The organism is Cyclobacterium jeungdonense, assembly GCF_010994275.1.
Taxonomy (GTDB): Bacteria; Bacteroidota; Bacteroidia; order Cytophagales; family Cyclobacteriaceae; genus Cyclobacterium; species Cyclobacterium jeungdonense.
The window spans coordinates 310,286-329,177 of sequence record NZ_WMCD01000001.1 but is presented as its reverse complement, the minus strand read 5'-3'; the positions used below and the strand labels follow the sequence as shown (position 1 = coordinate 329,177).

Genomic DNA, 18,892 nt, shown 5'->3' with positions numbered 1-18,892 from the left:
TTAGAAAGATGCACTTACACCAAACTGGAAAATGGAATGGGGTACATCATCTTGGTAGGTACTGGAATTGAACTCAGGATCCATCCAAATATTTTTTTCTCTGGTGAAAACGAATACATTGTTAGCCTGACCGTACAGCCTTAGATTACTGAATTTAATGGTATTGAGCAAGCCAGGTGGTAAGGTATACCCTAGCGTAATGTTAGAAATTCTCCAAAAGCTGGCATCCTTGTATTGAATAGCCTCCCGGAAAGGGTTATTTTGCCATACACCAAAGTAATCATTGGTTGGATTATTTTCAGTCCAATAATTGAGATTTAATCTATTGTAGCGATTACTTCCTAGTTCACCCATGGTCCCCTGTAACAAGCTATTTCTGAACTGAACGCCCTGCCGTGTATAGATAAAAACAGATAAGTCCCAATTTTTGTAAGTAAACATATTATTAATTCCAGCCATCCATTTAGGCAACTGGTTTCCCAAAATAACCCGATCATCAATCCCTTCAGAAGAGGAGATCAATCCGTCATTATTCTGATCAACTACCTTTACCGATCCGGGAACCTGCCCATAGGATAAGGCTTCTTCTGCTTCATCCAACTGCCAAATACCATCAAATTCATAGTAGTAGTTGGACCTTAAGGAATGACCTACAAAAAGTCTGTTGGCGATATCTTCTTGAACAGTGCCTCCATACAACTCTAAAATTTCATTGTGATTGGAGGAGAAATTAATGGTGGTATTCCACCTGAAATTTTGGGTTTGAACATTAACCGAGTTGACGGTCACTTCAATTCCACGGTTTAGCAATTTACCCACGTTAGATGTTACGGCTCCAAAACCAAGGGAAGTAGGGATAGCCACATTCTGAATCAGGTCATTGGTTTTTTTATTATAAAGTTCAACTTCTGCATTGATCCGGTTTTCCAAAAACCCCATGTTAATACCCAGGTTGAATTCTTCGCTATTTTCCCATCGTAATTCCGAATTACCTATATTCCTCGGGGCATAGCCGAATGCAGGATTTCCGTCAAAATCATAGGCAGTCCTGTTCAAATATGCCTGGGTGCTGTAAGGGGCTACGACGTCATTTCCCACCCTGCCATAACTCAACCTGATTTTCAAATCTGAAAACAAATTCAAATTCTGAATAAAGGCTTCATCTCCAACCCTATACGCAATGGCTGCGGATGGGAAAAAAGCCCATTGATTACCTTCGGCTAATACCGAGGATCCATCATACCTTCCGGTAAGGGTTAGCAGGTACTTTTCATTAAAGATATAATTAAGCCTGCCCATATAAGACAAAATGGATCTTTCCACCAGGTCGCTCCCCACCCCATTGATTTGGGCCGCGGTATTCAGTGCGTAAAAACTAGAGTTATATGCCAGGTTTTCCACCCTTATCATGGAACTTTCAAACCTTTCCTGAAGTGCACTTTGCACCGCTGTAAAATTCAGATCATGTGATCCACGCTTCAATTTATAATTCAGGATATTGTCCCAGGTATAGGAACCATTAAAACTAAAGTCATTACCTGCACTTGGAAGTCTATTTAACCTGCTCTTGGAATCTGCTCCTCTGAATTCGCCTCTCCTGCTATTAAAAACAGAGGCCGACATGGAAGACCTGAACGAAAATCCTTCAAAAGGAGTCAATTCGACATAGGCATTTCCGAGAAAGCTGGAAACCCTGGTTTCATCCTGAAAATTTTTAGCGGCAACCTCCGTCAGGGGATTATTGACCTGGGTATCTTTGATTCCCATCCAAAAAGCGTATCCATCCACATTTTTATCATTGGTTTCGGTGGGATTACTCAAATCGTCAAAATAAATGGTGCCGGTGGGCCTCGCCCTGTAGGCATTTCTTAGTGTTTCAAATGAACCCGTATTAAGAATGCTGTAGGTATAATAGGTGTTAAAACCGACTTTAACCACCTCATTTAATTTGCTGTCCGCGCTACCTTTCAGATTAAATCTTTCAAAGCCCGTATAAAGAACATTTCCTTTTTCGTTTAAATAGCCTGCCGAAAAATAATGGGTAGTGTTTTCATTCCCACCGGAAAGAGCAATCACATGACTGGTCTGAAGGGAAGGATCAGTAACTTCATCCACCCAATTAACGGATCTTCCATTTTGAACATTTTCCAATTGGGCAGTTGTCCAAATCACCTGAGCATTGGGATTTTCGGCCAGGACCACGTCGTTATAGGCCGTATAAAACTCCTGCGCATTCATGAGGTCGGGTAAAAAAGCAGGAGTTTTGACCCCAGCATATCCTTCGTATGTAACTTTAGTTTTACCCTGAACTCCTTTTTTCGTAGTTATAATAATTACCCCATTAGCACCACGGGCACCATAAATAGCAGAAGAAGAAGCATCTTTCAAAACATCCATCGAGGCAATGTCACTTGGATTCAAGGTATTTAACCTTCCTCCCATCACCCCATCAATTACAATCAAGGGCTCATTACTGAAACCGATCGATTGAAGTCCCCGGATATCAATGGTATAATCCGAGCCCGGTCGGGAATTGATTTTATTCACATTAACACCGGCTACCTGCCCTTGCAGTGCCCTCGCTGCCTGAACCGGATTTTGCCTGATTATATCCTCTGAATCAACGGAACCGACAGCACCCGTTAAGTCACTTTTTTTAACCTCTCCATATCCCACTACTACGACTTCCTCAAGCGAAGAAGCATCGGGTTCCAAACTTACATTAATAGTAGATTGATTACCTACCGTAATGCGCTGGGCCAGGTAACCTATATACGAAAAGACCAAAGTCGATCCTTCCTCCACCGTCAAAGAATAATTTCCATCCAAATCTGAAACTGTTCCACTGGTGGTGCCAAGCACCGTAATCGTAGCCCCTGGTAAAGGGTCCCCATTTTCATCGGTTACCCTCCCCGAGATCGTTACAACTTCTAACTCCACCAGTCCAATCAAATTTCCCTGTTCTGAATTTTTGACATGGATGGTCTCGTTGACCTGTTTGAAACGGAGGTTGGTTTGGGTGGCAATGGAAACCAGCAGGTTATATAGGCTTTCACCATTGCTTTCTATGGTCACCAATGGACTGTTCTGGATTTCCCTGCCGGCAAAAACAAAATTGAAATCCGTTATCTTCTCCAGTTCTTTAAAGGCTGTTTCTACCTTTACCCCATTTAGTGAAAGGTTCACGTTTACTTCTTCTATACTTTTCACCTGTGCATTGCCGTTCCAGGCAAGCAGCAAACTCATGCTGAGGCATTGTAGGGTGAAAGCCAGGGTAAATAATTTGCTCATGTAAATTACATGCTTAAGTAGGCATTTTTTCATATCTTTACATTGTTTGTTTGTTAAATAAACATTTAGCGGAACAGGGATGGCCGTCCCGGTTTCCGCTTACATTGGGGTCATAGGTGTTGACGCACTTGTGGCCCTTTTTCCATTTTGTTCGTCAGGTTTTGTCCATAGGCGTGTTTTTATTTAAAATTTAAGGTTACCTGGTCTTTATCAATCCTAAAATCAAATCGGGCAGAATAACTCAGCCCTTCCAATACGTTCTCCAATGTTTGGTTGTGAAACCGGCCCGATACTTCCAAATCTTTCCTGGGCGGATTGGAAAACCGAATGGTGACCCCGTACCAATTTTCCAAAACGCGTTTAATCTCAGGCATGGGGCTGCGGTCAAATACAATGGTTTTATCCGTCCAGGCCAATACCCTGTTTTCGTCAAACCGAACTCTTTCCAACCGCTCCCCTTTCAAATCAATTTGTAGCCCTTCTCCTTTCCTTAGATTAACCTGTTGCGATGGGATCGAATCGTGGTTGACTACTACCAGGCCTGTAACCAAGGAAATATCAAGGGATTCATTTTCATAGGACTTGATATTAAAAGAGGTACCCAGGGCAGTGGTGGTAACCGGACCGGTTTTGACGGTGAACGGCCGATCCTGGTCGTTTGCTACCTCAAAAAACGCTTCTCCCCGTAACTCTAATACCCGACGATGAGGTTCGAAATTTTTGATATAGCGAAGGGAACTACCAGAGTTGAGGATAACCTTGGAGCCGTCTTGCAAGGTAAGATTGGATTTCACACCTGGGGGAGTCGAATGTTCTTCGTATTCAACCGGAATTTCCACTTGCGCGGGGATCGGTTCGGCTAAATAAAAATGAATAAGAAAAGACAAGGTAAACACTATTACTAAAATCCCTGCCAGTCGGTAAAGCTGCAAGGATCTGCTGTACCCCCTGCCCTGACTTTTCTCAAATCGCCTAAGCGTAGTGGATGAATCCAAAGGGATTACTTTTTTGCTCTGATTTTCCTGTTGAATTTCATCTAACGCCTGATCGATGACTTTCCAGGTTTGCTGAATACGGGAATTTTCTACTTGCCGGGTTTTTCTGGAAATATTTAGCACCAGTTTTCTGGCCACCACCATTTCTTTATGCTTGCCCGGATTGGTACGAATATATGCTTCCCAATAGGTTTTGGCCTCAGTATCAGGAAACAATACCCATTTTTGGAATTCGGGGTCCAATACAAAATCTTCTGTCGTATAATCTCGCTTGCACATAAAATTGGTATTCATACAAAGGAGACAAGGGGATGATAAAGTTATCCTTCGAAAAGAAAAATATTTTAAATTTTTGAAAAAGGTTAAAATGACTGGGTAAGGGTATTACGGTAATTAATGAGTTTACCTGCTTTTATTTTTTGAGATAAATTCAGATAATTAACCCTATGTTCTCTTTCTTTTTGGCTTGACCCAAAAAGAAACAAAAAAGTCAAGACAAAAAAATCCTTCCCCCCACGGACCCCCTACGCTCCCCGGTTTTTTGTCGGCCCACCCGCTTTTCGTAAATTAATACAATTATTGGTTATATTTTTGTACCTCTTAAATCTGTTATTCCAATAACATATAAAATTCCACAATACATATGTGGCCCGGAGACTCATTTGAAAGAAGGCGAAACAAACGCCAATTTAGGAGCAATTTGTACCGGATGGAATAAAATAAATTATAAAATCAATAAAAATATTCCCGCAAGGGAGACCACATACTTTTTCAGGCTGCTGATGGCTTTCCAGGCAAGTGTATATACCGATCGAAGGTTGATGCCCATCATTTTTGAAACTTCCTCATAGGAAAACTGCTCAAAAAACAGCAATTGGATGACCTGCTTTTGTCTAAGTGGCAAATTATCGATACCGTTGGCCAACTTCCGCTGAATCCCCTCTTCCCGTTGAATCCCAATAAGTGTACTTTCCATGGATTCAATGGAATAGGAGATGGCACCCAAATCATCCAGGCCTTCCATTTTCCATTTGCCTTTCTTTTTACTCTCCCGGTAGATTTTATGGGATAGGGATTTAAACAGGTAAACTTTTACATTATCTGCCCTTTGTAAGCTTGGGTGATATTTCCAAAGGTCGATAAAAACTTCCTGAATGCAGTCTTGAATAAATGCTTCATCATTCACCAGAGCCAGTCCATATTTAAAAAGTTCATGGGAAAAAAGCCTGTATATTCCCTCCAGGCCCTTTCTGTCACCCTTCCTTAAAAGCAACCAAAAGTCGTCCCAATTTTGAAAAGAAATAGGGTTTTCCTGGATTTTCACGATGGATATTTTGGGTAAATACTGGTTTCAATATCTAATTATCGCTATAAATTTAAAAAAAATCAAATTTTATAAATAAAATTCCTCTTTTTAATTCTGCACATATATTCGGTGAAATCAATACCTCATAAACGCCAAACGAATGATTGTTTTTTCCACCTTTAAAGAAATTCCGATCCTTCCCAGTTTTACACCTACTATCATTTTGTTGAGCATCCTGTTGAGGGTCAACCCCTTCACTCCGGGAAAAGAATAACGTTACCTGCACCTAACCATTTTGTAATCCAGTTCAATTAAAATTCATTATTTTTTGTTTCAAAAAGATAATTTTTTCAAAATTTTACCAGAATAACTAATTGATTTAGCTAATTTAATTCATCCAAAATGACGAAGAAGTTAAGAACCATGAAAATTAAGGCTTTAGTATTCAAATCGTTAATTTTTCCCCTCTACCTAATAACTCTTTATACGTTCTGTCAATCACCTCAAGAAAAAGCGGAAATGAATGAACCTACGCATGACACCTATTATTCCCTGGCGGATTTTGATCGTGTGAAAAAAATTGATGCCCACGTACATCTAAGAACCGATTTCGATACCATTTTTATACGGCAGGCGGCACGGGATCACTTTAGATTGCTGAACGTAAGTGTGTATACCTCTCCAAGCAGGACGCCGGAAGCACAGGAAAATTTTTCATTGAAACTCATCGGCGAATTTCCGGATATCGTTACCTATGGCACGACCTTTTCCCTGGAGGGATTTAATAAGAAAGATTGGGAAACGAATACCATGGCCTATTTGGAAAAATCCATTTCCAATGGAGCCATAGCGGTAAAAGTTTGGAAAAACATAGGGATGGAATTGAAAAATGAACACGGCGAATTGGTGATGATCACTGATGAAAAGTTTGAACCCATCCTACAGTTGTTAATCGAGAAAGACATTACTTTACTAGGTCATCTTGGAGAACCCAAAAACACCTGGTTGCCGCTAGAGGAAATGACGGTACAGGGGGACAGGGATTATTTTCGGGAAAATCCCAGGTATCACATGTATAATTTCCCGGATTTCCCAACCTATGAGGACCAAATTAGTGCTCGGGATCAAATGTTGGCCAATAATCCCAATCTACGATTTGTTGGAGCACATTTGGGAAGCTTGGAATACGATGTCAATGAATTGGCGAAAAGACTTGACCAGTTTCCCAATATGGCTGTGGACATGGCAGAACGCATTTCACACCTTCAATACCAGGCCATCACCAATTGGAAAGGAGTGCGAGACTTTTTTATTAACTACCAGGACAGGCTTATTTACGGAACGGATCTGAGAGCCGGGGCATCCGACATTCAGGCCAAAGGGTTGACCGACCCGGAAGAAATTGCAAACCATGCCCACGAGGTTTGGTTAAGGCATTGGCAATTTTTCACTGGGGACGATGAAATGACGGTGCCGAAAGTCAAAGGTACATTTAAAGGCTTGAAGCTACCCAGGACAGTGGTAGATAAAATTTATCGGACCAATGCTGAAAAATGGTATCCGGGACTTCTCCATTAGTTTTTAAAACCTAAGAATTTAAAAACCATGAATTATCTTGACCGAAGAAATTTTCTCAAGTTATCAGCTCTCGCCCTCGGTGGCTTTTCCACAGGCTTGCTAACAAATCAATCCAAGGCTTCAGACCTCAAAAAAAACCTGAGACTGGGTTTTATAGGTATTGGAGGACGGGGTTCTTACCATTTAGATACGGCTCTTGGCATTTCAGGGATAGAAATTCCTGCCATTTGTGATATCGATCCCAAAAACCTTTACCAGGCCAAAAGATGGATTGAGGAATCTGGTCAGCCAAGCCCCAACCTGTACGATAGGGGTCCGACCGATTTTATAAGATTATGTGAGCAGGAGGAACTGGATGCTGTAATATGTGCTACTCCCTGGGATACGCATGCACCAGTATGTCTGGCTGCTATGAAAAATGGAAAGCATGCCGCCTGTGAGGTACCCCTTGCCCAAACCCTTGAAGAAGCGTGGGAACTGGTAGAAACCTTTGAAAGTACTGGAAAGTGGGCCAGCATTGTACTGGGCGGATTCGGAGACCTTACCATGCTCAATATGGTTCGAAAAGGACTTTTAGGAGATATCCTTCATGTAGAGAGCGGGTATATCCATGACCTGAGGATGGTGAAGTTTAATCCGGAAGAAGAACCCTGGAGATTACAACCTGCTATAGACAAAAACGGGAACTTATATCCCGACCATCCCATGAGAAACATGATGCCTGTACTGGACATCAACCATGGGGACAGATTTGATTACCTGGTTTCTATGAGTACGAAATCGGGTATGCTTAACGATTATGCCAGAGCTCAATACGGAGAAAAACATCCGTATGCCAATATGGAAATGGCCCTCGGAGATTACAACGCTTCCCTAATACGTACCGTAAAAGGAAAAATGATAACTCTAAATCACGATACCCATACCCCCCACCCCAGGGAAAGTTTCCGGCTCCAGGGTACCAAAGGGATTTATTTAAAGGAAAGGGATTCCCAGCGAATTTACATTGAAGGCAGAAGTCCCAGGGAACATCAATGGGAACCCGCAGCGGCTTATTTAGAAGAATACGAGCAAGAGATCATGAAAAACTATAGCCCTCCGGAACGGATAGGAGGAGCCATTCGCGGACACGGCAGTGGTGGAATGACCCAAACTCCCATTAATTGGCACCGACTGGTCCTTGCCTTGCAGGGAAATAAACAACCGGACTGGGACGTGTATGATTCGGTAACGAGTGCCGCGATTATCCCACTTACGGGAAATTCAGTAGCGGATAAAAGCAGGCCGGTAGATTTCCCCGATTTTACCAAAGGTAAATGGAAAACAAGACTCCCCCTTTATTCCTGACAGGGGGCCCTGAAAGAAAAATTAGCTATTGAAAATGGATGGGTAGTCCCTCGAATGGGTATCCCAATGCGAAATACTGAATACACAATAAATCTCCAATTTGTGTACGTTTACTGCCGCTGTTCTTCCTGTCAGGGAAAATGTATCAGGCTATCTACTCTATAAAAGTGATCAAATAAGGTATCAAAAAAAGGAATCGCGCAAAGTCAAAAAAATCAAATGAAGACCTTTTAGGCCCAGAAAGAAATATACATTTTAAAAGCCCAAATTCCTTGAATCAATCAATTCTACCCTACGTTTCATTTTTTTCTGAATGACCTTGAAATGATGCGCGTCTTCCTCCGATATCAGGGAAATGGCCTCTCCTTCAGATCCAGCCCTGCCTGTCCGACCGATCCGATGAATGTAATCTTTGGGGGAGCGTGGCAATTCATAATTGACCACATAAGGCAAAAACTGAATATCGATACCCCTGGCGGCAAGATCAGTGGCCACCAAAACCCTTAAAGTTCCCTTTTTAAAACTGTGTAGAGACGCTGTTCGGGCACCCTGACTTTTATCCCCATGAAAAGACTGCGCCTGAATTCCATGTTTTTCTAATTTGGCCGCAAGATTATCTGCAGCCCTTTTTGAACTGGTAAAAATCAAAACCTGCTCCCAATTTCCTTCATTGATCAAAAACCTTAGTAATGGTCCTTTATTTTCGGGTGTTACCAAATAGGCCGATTGCTTGATTTGGGCTGGGGTTACTATATCTTGCGCTATTTCTATTCTTACCGGATGGCGAAGCAGTTTGGCCGTTAAGCCCTCCACTGGTTCGTCCATAGTAGCAGAAAAAAGGATATTCTGACGCTTTTTAGGCAAACTTGACAGGATTTCATCCACTTCTTCCTTAAATCCAAGGTTGAGCATCTTATCGGCCTCATCCAGAATCAGAATTTCCAACTCGGACAAGTCCACCGCATTTTTTGATATTAAATCCAGTAACCGGCCAGGGGTTGCAATCAGTATTTCGGTACCATAGAGGTTTACCATTTGGGGATTGATGGAAACCCCTCCATAAACCGCCATGGATTTTACTTTTCTTGGTAAAAATTCACTGAAAACGCTTACCGTTTCTTCTACTTGAGTGGCCAGTTCCCGGGTAGGAACAAGCACCAGCACCGGCATGGATCTGCTTTTTACAGTGGGTTTTGCCTGAAACATTTCCAATATTGGCAACACATAAGCTGCTGTTTTTCCAGATCCCGTTGGCGCCAAACCCCAAACATCTTTCTTATTCAAAATAGCAGGAATCGCTTTGATTTGAATGGGGGAAGGATTTTCGTAGTTTGCTTTGCTTATAGCTTCTTGCAGTGGAGTAGAAAGGCCGAGATTGGAAAAACTCATTCGTATAATTTTGGTCAAAGGTAGTTTTTTTTCATCAATATCAGTGTTCCCAAAAGATTTGAGATACTTCCAAAGGCACCGAAGTGCTTTTTAAGTTGGGCCTTACCCTGATCGTAAAATGCTCCATGGGTTTAGCGGAAGTCACTTTTCCTCTATATACCTGTACCCCAGGATTATTTGGGTCCATTAGCCTTTCCATAGGCACTTTTTCGGGCATTCCCCCGTTCGTACCTTCAGAAAAAATTTCAACTATAACCCATTCCGGATTAATTTCCCCCAGCCTTATGGCGACCTGGAATACATGAAAATCCCCTATCGTTTCATTCTGAATATCTCCAAAGCTAATGGCATCCCAATTAGCTTTAAGATGCATATGATCCTCATACATTTTCTTTCCCAATTCCCCCTGATTGCCACTTCTTTCCAGGTATCTTGTTGCCGCAGGTAAATAATAATTTTCTGTATATTCCCTTACCGTTCTATTGGCAGAAAAAACCGGAGCCAGCAGCGACATACTTTTTCTTATCCTTTCTATCCATCTGGTGGGAATACCTTTTTCATTTTGCTGGTAAAATTCGGGGATAATCTGGTGTTCCAAAAGGTCGAAAAGTACTTCTGTTTCTTTAGCTTCAGAAAGACCGTCACTATCCGAATGCGCTGCATCATTTATCGCCCATCCCACTTCAGGGGAATAGGCTTCAGCCCACCATCCGTCCAGGGTGGAAAGATTAAGCCCTCCATTTACCAACACCTTCATCCCACTCGTACCACAGGCTTCCCAAGGCCGGATAGGGGTATTTAACCAAAGGTCTACCCCGCTGACCATTTGTGCAGTAATTTCCATATCATAATCACTAAGAAATACCACTTTTTGATACAGATTATTTTTTTCAATAAATTGAATCCATTCACGAATGAGCGCTTTTCCGAATTCATCATTAGGACCTGCTTTTCCGGCAAGCACCAACTGCAGGGGTTGGGATTTTTGGTTGAGTAGGCCTAAAAGTCTGTTTTTGTCATTCAATAGTAAATTTGGACGTTTATAAGGCACGAAACGTCGTGCAAAACCCAGGGTTAACACATTTTTATCGAAAATAGTATTTAGGTCCCATTGCTGATGCGTTATACTTCCTCCGAGGAGGGCCTGCCTTTCAAAGCGCTCCCGGATAAAGTGAATCAACCCTTCCCTGCAACTATTTCGAAGCTGCCACAAATCATCATCTGATAAGCGACACATGGATTTTCCCAGATTTCCCAAATCGCCTCTCCACCTTTCCTTGCCACAGGCCTTTGACCAAATTTTATCAGAATATTCATTGTCCCAGCTGGGCATGTGTACCCCGTTGGTAACATGTCCGATAGGAATTTCTTCTATAGGCCACCGTGGAAACAAAACCCGAAACAATTGCCGGCTTATTTTACCATGAAGTTGGCTGACGCCGTTTACAGCTCCACTACCTCTTACGGCCAAATAAGCCATATTAAAATATTCATTCTGGTTATCCGGATTTTCCCGGCCCAATGCCAACAATTCTTCCATGCTAATTCCCAACTCCTCTCTGGTATATTTTCCCAGCATATTTTCCATAAGGGAGGGATTAAAGTGATCAAAACCAGCGGGCACTGCAGTATGCGTAGTAAAGACATTTCCTGCACGGGTAATGCTTAAGGCCTCATAAAAAGAACACCCTGATTTTTTACTGTAATCCCGCGCCCTTTCCAGTACCACAAATCCAGAATGACCTTCATTTAAGTGACAAACCTCTGGTTTCAGGTTGATTGCATCAAGCAATTTCCACCCACCAATCCCAAGGATGATTTCCTGTTTAATGCGCAAATCAGCCCCCCCTCCATACAATTCATTCGTGATTCCCCGGTGCACCGGTAAATTGGCGGGATCATTGCTATCCAATAAACAAAGCCTGACCCTTCCAGCCTGAACTTCCCAGGTGCGTAGCCATATCTTGTAACCACCTAAAGGCACCTGTATTCGTATCCACTCCCCACCTTCATTTCTTAAAGGGGTAATGGGTACTTGTCCCGGATCATTAAATGTGTGAATAACTTGCTGGTTTCCATACTGATCAATTTCCTGACGAAAATATCCTTGTTGGTAGAATAATCCGATTCCGGTAACCGGAACGCCCAGATCACTGGCCGATTTAAGTTGGTCACCCGCAACATTTCCAAGACCGCCTACATAGATTGGAAGGGCTTCGTTCAACATGAATTCCATGCTGAAATAGGCTACCTGGGTCAGTACAGCTTCCGGATGCTTTTCTTGAAACCAGGCAGGTTTAGTCGCTGCTTTTTCTCTTAGTTCTAATAAAGAATCCAGCTTTTCTTTAAATAAGGAATCATTGAGTACTTCTTCCACCTTGCTTCTGGAAACGGTCTGTAATACCAACCATGGATTCTGGGTAAGATCCCAAAGCCCAGGATCCAGCTGCCTCCAAAATTTGTCTGCCGCATGATTCCAGGACCAGCGCATGTCTAAGGCCAGGGTGGCAAGTTTTTCCACTCCCGTTTTATTAGAAGGCAAAAAACCATAAAGTTGTCGGGGATCTAACATAGAAGGTGCAAGGATATCTTATAGAAACCAGTTCAAAACACAGAATACAAGATAGGAATAAAATAAATTAGCAAAACTATACGAGTGCCTGAAAACATCCATAACCAGTCCTGAGGCGGTTCCCGGGAAGAGATGCCAGTCATTAAACCTAACTACTTTTCATCTCTAACCAGTGTGTTGCTGGTTCCCAGGAAAGATATCCCCTTCCCTGTTGAGGATAAGCCGAAAGGCAATATCGACTTCGATTTCTGTAGAAGCAAAAAAACATGAAAGCCTTAGGTTTTCATGTTTTTTATCAATTTTAAGATTCAATTAATAGCCCGGGTTCTGGACCAGGTTGGGGTTGATATCTATTTCTGACTGTGGAAATGGAAACAAGTAATGCTTACCTGGATCGAAGGCCCTGCTTAAACCGGAGCTAGGTTCCACCAAGGTCGGAATATAAGTCTCCGCTATTTTCCATCGCTTAATATCCCGGTAGCGCATTCCTTCAAAGGCAAATTCAACTCTTCTTTCATTCCGTATTCGTTCCCTCATTTCATCCTTGGTTAATCCGGACGGCAATGGAGGCATGTCAACCCCCTGGCGGGTTCGGATGGCATTAACCGCATCGTAAACGGCAGGTACGGGTCCGCTCAATTCATTTGTCGCCTCGGCAAAATTCAACAAGACCTCCGCATAGCGGATTAGTATCCAGTCTTGTTCACTTTTGGTAGAATAATCAATGGGTAGGGTTTCTACATTTCCGCCTTTTGCCGGCATCAGTCCGGTCATGGACACGCCATTGTATGCAAAGGAAACCACCTCTCCTGAGGCCTTGACAGCCGGGTCTTCAAAATTCCGCATGGTCTGACCCAGTCGCGGATCTCTGTTTTCCTGCCAATTTTCCGGATCGTACAAAGGAGATTCCGTGATGGGCAAGCCATCTGTGCATTCGTAAGCATCCCTTAACTCTTGTCGCGGATTCCAGATACCGTGCCACAAAATCCGGATATCCTGCTGGCTGGAATTATCGGGATTGAGGTAACGGGTAGAAAACATGATTTCCGGGTTATTATTTTGTCCTTCAGCCAAAAATAAATTTCCCCATTTTTCCTGGTGAAGACTAAATTGCCCATCAGCCATAACCTGTGCAGCAGCGGTAGCCGCTCCCGACCAATCGGACTGATGAAGCAAAACCCTGCTTTTCAAAGCCAGCGCAGACCCCCTGACAGCATGGCCCTCCGAACTGTAATCGGAATTTGGAAGGTTGGCGATGGCTAGGTCCAAATCCGATAGCACTTGTTGAAACACCTGTTCTTTGGTGCTTTGAGCAACTTTTGCCTCTTCGGCAGATACCGGTTCTGTGTATAGGGGTACGCCACCATAAAAATCAGCCAGATTAAAATAAAACAAAGCCCTTAAAAAATGGACTTCGCCCTTGTACCGATTGATCGTCGTGGCAGGCATGTCCACCCGGTCAATATTTGCCAGAAAATAATTGCAACTTGCCACGCCCCGGTAGCAGTCGTTGTAGATATTTGCCAATAATCCCCCCGATACGGCCTCCATGATTCCCATGGCAAAGGTACCGGTGGAGGATGCGCCCAAACTTTGGCCGCCTTCATTGGCATCGCCAGCCATGATGGCCAGGGAATAGACTCCTTCGTAATTAAATGTATTGGTATTCAGCCGGGAATAAACACCAGCAAGGGCCATTTCGGCATCCTTTTGGCTATTCCAGAAGGTGGGTCCGGAAATTTCAGTCGTTGGATTTCTTTCCAGAAATTCCTCACAGGCGATAACGGTCAGTGCCATGCACACAAATCCTAACGCCTTCAAGTAAGTGATCGTTAATTTTTTCATCTTCGTCAGGAGTTTATAGTTTGAGTTTCAAGCCCAGGGTATAGCTCGTAATTTGGGGATAAGCCTGAAACCAGTTGGTATTGGCTCTTTCCGGATCCGATCCCGGCCAGTCGGTAATAGTGAATAGATTGTCTCCTGACCAATAGACCCGGGCAAATTTTAAACCTAGCTTCTCAGTCAGATGAACCGGCAAGTTATACCCTATAGCCAGGTTTTTCAAACGAAGGTAGGAGGCATCCAAAAGCCAGTACGAATTCCGGGTACCAGTCACTGGCGCATACCCTGAAATGTACATAGCGGGATGGGCATTGGTAGAGCCTTCGCCTGTCCACATGTTTTCGATGAAATCCACTGGCGGCGGCGATCCCTGAATATACGGCACCAGTCCCCAGGCAAGACCCTGAGTACTCTGCTTGTATCCTTCCAAGCCCTGGAAAAAGGCATTCAGGTCGAAATTCTTCCACGAAAGATTGATGGTACTTCCGTAATGAAAACGGGGATAGGCCCCATCCATTACCACCCGGTCATCCGCATTGATTACCCCATCGTTATTTTGGTCTTTAAATTTCAAATCACCTGGCTTGGGATTAAACTGGTGTTGTGGACTATTGGCGATTTCCTCTTCATTCTGAAAGATTCCAATCCATTCCACCATGTAGTGGGAATTGAAGGGTAAGCCTTCCTGAATGGTATAATTACCATATACTGGTGAAAGTATTCGCAACACTTCATTTTTAAAGGTGGAAAAATTGACGCTCAGATCATAGCGAAAATCCCCGATTTGCCGCATGGACCCCAACTCAATTTCTATTCCTGTGTTTCTCATTTTTCCGTAGTTAACGGTGGGTGGAGACATACCTACACTGGCGGGGATGGGTACATTATATAGGATATCGTTGGTAGTTTTGTCAAACCAGTCAAAGGTCAGGTTCACGAGCCCTTCTTTCAGTGTCAGATCAAACCCAACATCCGTCATGGTAGTGGTCTCCCAGCGTAGGGACGGGTCCACCAGGCGGTTGAGGACCACGCCCGCATAAGGGGTACTGAATGGATAAGAGGTGGTGGTTAACACTTCCTGATAGGGATAAAGCCCGATATTTTGATTACCCAGTTGTCCCCAGGAAGCCCTTATTTTCAGGTTTTCAAGCCAGTCACTTTGCATCAGAAAAGGCTCCTGCGAAACCCGCCATCCTGCAGATACAGAGGGGAAAAAACCCCAGCGGTTGTCCGGAGAGATCCGAGAGGTACCGTCGAATCGTGCATTTGCCTCAACCAGGTATTTTTCTTTGTAGTCATACATGGCCCGGCCAAAAAAGGACATGATGGCCCATTCACTGGAATTACCGCCTGTGGTTTGATCCAGTGGAGCACCGGCATCTAGTTCCATCAATTCGTTGGTTGGAAAATGAACCCGCGTGCCACGCAACATCCGGTCAAGGTTGTACTCCTGATTGTAGCCTGCCAGAATATTTACATTGTGCGTATCGTTAAACAAACGCTTGTAATTTAGGGTGGAATAAAAGGTAGTCCACATCCGGGTACTCCAGGTTTCCCTTACTCCCAGTTGCCAGGTAGAATTATTATGGGCATAGGACCCGTCTTTAAAGAAATAATTGTCTACCGGGGTCTCGTGATTTTTAAGCGCCCTGGTATCGTAAGATACCGCTCCTTTAGTATACCACGTAAAATAAGGGCTGGGTTTGATTTCGACATAAAACTGAGGAAGGATATTGTAATTGATATCCGTTTGTATCCCGCTAACATTTTGTGCGTCCGGATTACGTACGGTCCATTCACCAATATTGGAACTGTAACGCGCCACATGGCCTATAGAGCCGTCTGGAAGGATCATGGTAGGTGTATAATTGGGGGCCGCTCCATAAATTGCCAGGATCTGATAATCCACATTTCCGTTGTCCCAATTACTGCGTTGTATATCCTTATTTACCAATTGTATATCGCCTCCGACTGAGATCCAGTCATTAATTTTAGAATCAACTGTCAGCCTGGCGTTGTATTTTTTAAACTCATACAAACTGGTAAGACCTGGCTGATCAAAATACCCAAGAGAAAGCCCCACTGCTGTTTTTTCAGTACCCCCACTCACACGAACGGACTGCATATTAGCTACTGCGGTCTGGAAGGAATGGTCAATCCAATCGAAATTGGGATAATTAATGGGGTCATTGGGATTGTTTCGAAATGCATCGATTTCTTCCTGACTGAAATAGGGAGCCTGTCCGCTGCGAGCCCTGCCCTGATTCCAGTACATCATGTAATCGGCCGAATTGCTCAACAGTTCTGGTAAGCGGGTGGGTTGATGTACTTGTACATTGCTGTGAATGTCAATCGAAAGCGCTCCTTCTTGCCCTCTCTTGGTAGTAATCAGAATTACCCCGTTAGCAGCCCTGGCACCATAAATGGCGCTGGAAGCAGCATCTTTTAAAACGGACACGGATTCCACATCATTGGGATCCAGGTTGGTCATGTCTCCGGCTACACCGTTTATCAACACCAGTGGTTCGCTGCCAGCGGCACTAAACGTACCCAGCCCCCGAATTCTTAATGAGTTATTTTCACTACCTGGCTTTCCGGAATGAGAAGACACCTGCAATCCAGCCACTTTTCCCTGCAACAATCCGGCAACATTGTTTAAGGGACGCTTGATAATCTCATCCCCACCGACGGTAGCGACCGCCCCTGTCATATTGGCTTTCTTTTGGGTTCCGTACCCTACAACGATCACCTCGTCCAGCGAGGCAACGTCCTCGATTAGTGTGACATCTATCGTGGATTGGTTGGAAACCTGTATACTTTTGGATTCGAATCCGATAAATGAAAAAACCAGTGTGGCTCCTTGCTGAACTGCAAGGGAATAGTTACCATCCAAGTCCGTGACCGTTCCCACATTTGTCCCCAATACGGTGATGGTAACGCCGGGTAATGGTTCTCCATTTTCATCTACTACTTTACCTGACACATCTAATAAAGCTTGTTCCACAATGGAAACAGCAGCTTCCTCCTCCTGATTCGTTTCGTATTTCACATGGATATTTTCATTTACCTGCACAAATCTGAGTTTTGTTTGCCTGGAAATATCTCCCAATGCATCATAAAGGGTGGGCCTACGCCTGGTCATGCTAATTAGCTGATCCAAATCCACAAAATCACTGTTGTACGTAAACCGGAAAGCGGTTGCTCCTTCCACCGTTTTGAAAAAAGTCATTAACGACTGCGTTTCTTGTGGGAAGGAGACCCTGACTTTATCAATTGTTTTCCGCTGTGCATTTCCTGTATTTGCTAAGAGAAGCGTACAAAACAGCATCTGAATCAGAAAACCATGGAACATTCGTTTTGAAAGCATCATGAGTTGCCCCTGTATATTTTTTTTCATAATATTGAATGATTTAAGTGTAAGTTCGCTTAAATGGTTGCCTCTAACCCTCTGGGCTAAAGGCAATTTGGACAGTCCCTTTATCTCCCCAGAACCGGGACTGTCCTTTGGCTATCCTGAATCTACGCTGCACATAGGCTTTATTTATTGCGGTTATACAAAAACACTTTTCCTTTTTCCAAGCGGTAATCCAATCCGGAGGTTAGGGAAATTCCCTTTAATACATTCTCAAGATTTTCATTGTGATATGTTCCGGAATAATTCCAGGTGGCAGATACCTCTCCCGAAAAATCCAGGTCTACTCCGTACCAGTGCTCCAATTTTTTTATGACTTGCTCCAAATCATCATCCTGGAAAACCAGAATTCTGTCTTTCCATCCGGTAACTGCCAGGACATCAAAGCCGCTTTTACTCGCTTTACCGGCTTTATCTACCGTTAGCATTTCCAAGGGGGCCAGATCGTATTGATTACCTTCCCGATCTTTGACGTGCACCTTTCCACTAACCAAGGCCACAGAAAGCTCCTGATGTGCTTCCTTTACATTAAAAGCGGTTCCCAAAACGGCGATTTCGGAATAATCTGTTAGTACTTTAAAGGGCCGCTTTTCTTTTTCTACCTCAAAAAATGCTTCGCCTTTTAGCTGCACCCAGCGTTGATCGGGAGATTGCTGTTTCGGATAAATCAATTCACTTTCAGCATTTAAAAATACCTTACTACCATCCGCCAGGGTTACAATCGCCCTTTTTCCTGCTGGTACCGTTCTCGTAATCAACACTTCTTCTGTTGGAGGAGAGATAACGGTTTCGTTGGAGGCCACCATTTGCAGGTAAACCATGGTTGCACAAAACCCGATTAGAATTACTGCTACCATATTTTTTAGATTAAAAAAAGAAAAATTACCACCGTCGGACACGGAACCACGTTGTTTTTCAGAATCGGTTTTGATGACGTTTTCAAAAATTTCCACATACATGGCATCGGTGATTTCTGGATCATCCCCATATTTTACTGACCGGATCAGGGACGCTGCCTGCATAACCAGCCCTCTTTTTTCTGGATGCTCCTGAATCCACTTTTCCCAAAAATGCCGATTGTTTTGGTCCGGATTTTTTATCCATTGAATGAAAAACTCATCCAATAGAAAATCTACAATATCGTATTCACTGTATTTCAT

10 protein-coding genes are annotated in these 18,892 nt (G+C 43.4%); 2 read left to right on the top strand and 8 right to left on the bottom strand.

From position 1 onward, the window contains the following. The 3 genes from GKS34_RS01265 to GKS34_RS01255 all read right to left on the bottom strand — a co-directional run bounded on the left by GKS34_RS01265 (position 1) and on the right by GKS34_RS01255 (position 5,610). Entirely contained in the window at positions 1-3,291 is a 3,291-nt protein-coding gene (locus GKS34_RS01265) for a SusC/RagA family TonB-linked outer membrane protein (RefSeq protein WP_205601995.1), read from the bottom strand. Positions 3,292-3,470: 179 nt separating this feature from the next. Further along, a complete protein-coding gene (locus GKS34_RS01260; RefSeq protein WP_163383001.1) occupies positions 3,471-4,580 on the bottom strand; it encodes a FecR family protein in 1,110 nt (369 codons plus the stop codon). Between the two features lie 430 nt (positions 4,581-5,010). Beyond that, positions 5,011-5,610 (bottom strand): RNA polymerase sigma factor, encoded by a 600-nt coding sequence (locus GKS34_RS01255; RefSeq protein ID WP_163383000.1) that lies wholly within the window; start codon positions 5,608-5,610, stop codon positions 5,011-5,013. A 501-nt stretch (positions 5,611-6,111) separates the two neighbouring features. Between GKS34_RS01255 and GKS34_RS01250 the strand changes: the two genes are divergently transcribed. Together GKS34_RS01250 and GKS34_RS01245 are read left to right on the top strand one after the other, a co-directional pair. After that, complete coding sequence (locus GKS34_RS01250) at positions 6,112-7,170, top strand: amidohydrolase family protein (protein WP_163382999.1); 1,059 nt, start codon at positions 6,112-6,114, stop codon at positions 7,168-7,170. 27 nt (positions 7,171-7,197) lie between these two features. Continuing rightward, positions 7,198-8,517, top strand: a complete 1,320-nt coding sequence (locus GKS34_RS01245; protein ID WP_163383702.1) for a Gfo/Idh/MocA family protein — start codon at positions 7,198-7,200, stop codon at positions 8,515-8,517. 255 nt (positions 8,518-8,772) lie between these two features. On the opposite strand, the gene GKS34_RS01240 is transcribed toward GKS34_RS01245, so the two are convergent. The 5 genes from GKS34_RS01240 to GKS34_RS01220 form a co-directional block, all read right to left on the bottom strand. Beyond that, the gene (locus GKS34_RS01240; RefSeq protein ID WP_163382998.1) at positions 8,773-9,906 is read right to left on the bottom strand and encodes a DEAD/DEAH box helicase; all 1,134 of its coding nucleotides are present in this window, start codon (positions 9,904-9,906) and stop codon (positions 8,773-8,775) included. Positions 9,907-9,946: 40 nt separating this feature from the next. Next, the gene (glgP, locus tag GKS34_RS01235; RefSeq protein ID WP_163382997.1) at positions 9,947-12,478 is read right to left on the bottom strand and encodes an alpha-glucan family phosphorylase; all 2,532 of its coding nucleotides are present in this window, start codon (positions 12,476-12,478) and stop codon (positions 9,947-9,949) included. A 312-nt stretch (positions 12,479-12,790) separates the two neighbouring features. Then, on the bottom strand, positions 12,791-14,323 hold the full coding sequence (locus GKS34_RS01230; RefSeq protein ID WP_163382996.1) for a RagB/SusD family nutrient uptake outer membrane protein: 1,533 nt from the start codon (positions 14,321-14,323) through the stop codon (positions 12,791-12,793). Positions 14,324-14,336: 13 nt separating this feature from the next. Further along, on the bottom strand, positions 14,337-17,717 hold the full coding sequence (locus GKS34_RS01225) for a SusC/RagA family TonB-linked outer membrane protein (RefSeq protein WP_163382995.1): 3,381 nt from the start codon (positions 17,715-17,717) through the stop codon (positions 14,337-14,339). Positions 17,718-17,857: 140 nt separating this feature from the next. Then, complete coding sequence (locus GKS34_RS01220) at positions 17,858-18,892, bottom strand: FecR family protein (protein ID WP_163382994.1); 1,035 nt, start codon at positions 18,890-18,892, stop codon at positions 17,858-17,860.